General features: G+C 55.6%; 3 protein-coding genes. All 3 read right to left on the bottom strand.

The genetic code is table 11. From position 1 onward, the window contains the following. Positions 1-807 (bottom strand): GDP-mannose 4,6-dehydratase (gene gmd / locus WCA10_RS17160; protein ID WP_472823735.1); only part of this gene is annotated, 807 nt, incomplete at its 3' end. Between the two features lie 19 nt (positions 808-826). Continuing rightward, the gene (locus WCA10_RS17155) at positions 827-1,819 is read right to left on the bottom strand and encodes a UDP-glucuronic acid decarboxylase family protein (protein WP_472823734.1); all 993 of its coding nucleotides are present in this window, start codon (positions 1,817-1,819) and stop codon (positions 827-829) included. Positions 1,820-1,960: 141 nt separating this feature from the next. Continuing rightward, on the bottom strand, positions 1,961-3,098 hold a 1,138-nt coding region (locus WCA10_RS17150), incomplete at its 5' end, for a UDP-glucose dehydrogenase family protein (protein WP_472823733.1).

Genomic DNA, 3,098 nt, shown 5'->3' with positions numbered 1-3,098 from the left:
CAGATAATTCGCCGCAAGATCCACAAACTCGCGCACACTGTGCTGCTCGCCTGTTGCAATCACGTAATCCCTGGCTTCTTGCTGCTGCAACATGCGCCACTGCATTTCAACGTAATCCCGCGCGTGTCCCCAATCGCGCAAAGCATCGAGATTACCCAGATAGAGGCTATCCTGCAGGCCGGTCTTGATTCTCGCCAGCCCGCGCGTGATCTTGCGGGTCACAAAGGTCTCGCCGCGGGTGGGCGACTCGTGATTAAACAGAATACCGTTGCACGCGTACATCCCATAGGCTTCCCGGTAGTTCACGGTGATCCAGTAGGCATAGAGCTTGGCGACGGCATATGGAGAGCGCGGATAGAAGGGTGTCGTCTCTTTCTGGGGAGACTCCTGGACCAGTCCGTACATTTCCGACGTCGAAGCCTGATAGAAGCGTGTTATCTCTTCGAGGCCCGCAATTCTGATCGCTTCCAGCAGACGCAGAGTGCCGAGCGCGTCGGAGTTTGCCGTATACTCAGGCTCTTCAAACGAAACCTTTACGTGGCTTTGTGCCGCGAGATTGTAGATTTCATCGGGTTTTACGTTCTGCACGATCTGGATCAGGCTGCTCGAATCGGTCAGGTCGCCGTAATGGAGCAAAAAATGGCGGCCATGCATATGCGGATCTTCGTAGATATGGTCGATGCGGGTGGTGTTAAACGACGAGGCGCGGCGCTTGATTCCATGCACCTCGTAACCTTTCGTCAGCAGCAGTTGAGCCAGATAGGCTCCGTCTTGTCCGGTAATACCCGTAATTAGTGCTCTTTTCAAAGTAGTGCTCCCCGCACTTTCACGACCTGATTCCCATATACACGATGCCGATTTGACTGTGTTCTTGATGTGACTTGCCAGCAGCCTCAATGCAGGATCGGAAGTATCCCAGACTGAGCTTCAGCCCTGTCTCCAAGTCGATTTTGGGTTCCCAATTCAGCAAGCGTTTTGCCTTGCTGATATCCGGCTGGCGCTGCGAAGGATCGTCTTGAGGAAGAGGCCGAAGCACAATCTTACTTTTTGAACCTGTCACGCCCAGCACAGCTTTTGCGCACTCCAGGATCGTCCATTCCGTCGGATTTCCAATATTGACCGGCGTGTGCTCATCGCTCCGGGATAGCTGGAGAATTCCTTCGATCTCATCGGAAACATAGCAAAAGCTACGCGTCTGGCTTCCATCGCCATAGATTGTCAAGTCATCGCCTCGCAACGCCTGCGAAAGAAAATTGGAAATCACCCGACCATCGTTCAACTGCAACCGCGGGCCGTAAGTATTGAAAATGCGTACGAGCCGCGCATCAACTTGTTCGTAGCGGCGGTACGCCGTTACAAGAGCTTCGGAGAATCGCTTGGACTCGTCGTAAACCGAGCGGGGTCCAATCGGATTCACATGACCCCAGTATTCCTCTGTCTGCGGGTGTTGGTCGGGATCCCCATAGCATTCTGACGTCGACGCGTGCAGAAACTTTGCGCCGTACTTCTTTGCAGTCTCAAGCAAATGGCGCGTTCCCGCCGAGCCAACCATCAGGGTTTCGATTCCCAACCGCATGTAATCGGCGGGACTGGCCGGAGAAGCAAAATTGAAAACATAATCGACGTGCTTCGGATCGAATGAGGTGCAGATGTCGTGCTCGCAGAACTCGAACCTCGGCTCGGCCTTTAGATGCTTGAGATTCTCGAGAGAACCCGTGCAGAGGTTGTCGACGCCAATTACCTCATGCCCTTCATTGAGGATGGCATCCGTTAAGTGTGATCCAAGGAAGCCGGCAGCTCCGGCAATTAGAACGCGCATCGTACAAACGTCCTCACATTCACTGTTGGTGCCATAAAGCTATCGCAATCAAGCAAGCATTGAAATGCCAGTCATCAATGAGCAAGACTTCATTTTTCTGAATCGTTGCGCACCATTAAGCCTACGACACAAGGCGGGCTCTTATGCCTTTGTGGCATCTCGGCGCCGGGGCAGGAAGAATGCAGAGACCGGATCCACCGGTTGAGCCATGCCGGGCCGTCCGACGCTCAGGTAAGTAAACCCAGCCTCGGTCATGATTGCAGGGTCGTAAAGGTTCCTTCCATCGATCACAATCGGGTAGCGGAGGGTGTAGTGCAGCTTGGCCAGGTCGAGTTCGGCGAATTCCTGCCAGTCGTTCAGAATCAGGAGCGCATCCGCATCCTGCGCCGCCACGTACGGGTCATTCACGTAGCGCATGTTTGGGCCTTCGGGAATAATCTCTTTCGACCGCTCTGCGGCCGCGGGATCATGGGCGGCAACCACGCAGCCTTCACTCAGGAGCTTTTTGACGATATCAAGCGCCGGTGACTCGCGCACGTCATCGGTTCCCCCTTTGAACGCGAGCCCGAGGACTCCGATTTTCTTCCCGCGAAACGTCCAGAGCGCCGAGCGGATTTTTTGAAAGAAGCGCAGTTTCTGTTCCTCATTGATCTTTTCCACTTCGCGCAAGAGTGCGAAGTCCACGCCCACTTGCTCGGCCACATGACGGAAGGCGGCAACGTCCTTGGGGAAGCACGAGCCGCCGTAGCCGACGCCAGCGCGCAGGAACTTCGGACCGATGCGGGTATCCATGCCGATGCCGCGAGCCACTTCTTCGACGTCAGCTCCAGCCGCCTCGCAGACATTGGCGACGGCATTAATGAACGAAATCCTGGTTGCCAGCAGCGCGTTGGAAGCGTGCTTTATGATTTCGGCAGCCTTGGTGGAGGTATGCAGGATCGGCGGGGGATCGGCTGCCGTGCGCGGCCCCGGGATGCAACTCGGCTTGTTGTAGTACTCGCCGCTCGTCAGCGGGAGATAGATCATCTTCAGCAGATCGGCGCCGGTTTCGGTAGCAGCGCCGATCACAATACGATCCGCGTGCAGAAAATCAACGACTGCTGTGCCTTCGCGCAGGAACTCGGGGTTTGACGTCACGTCGAACAGATCCTTCGGCACCCCATTTCGCTCGATCACACGCCGGATCCACTCGTTGGTGTAGACGGGAACCGTGCTCTTTTCGACGATCACCTTGTAGGAGTCGACGGAGCGCGCGATTTCGCTTGCCACGGCATCCACG

Origin of the sequence: Occallatibacter sp., assembly GCF_049582745.1 — a bacterium.
GTDB lineage: Bacteria > Acidobacteriota > Terriglobia > Terriglobales > Acidobacteriaceae > Telmatobacter.
This window is presented reverse-complemented; position numbering and strand designations above follow the sequence as displayed.

Excerpts from the sequence above, each read along its gene's own strand:
- WCA10_RS17155 (WP_472823734.1), bottom strand. The coding sequence starts at position 1,819 with ATGCGCGTTCTAATTGCCGGAGCTGCCGGCTTCCTTGGATCACACTTA.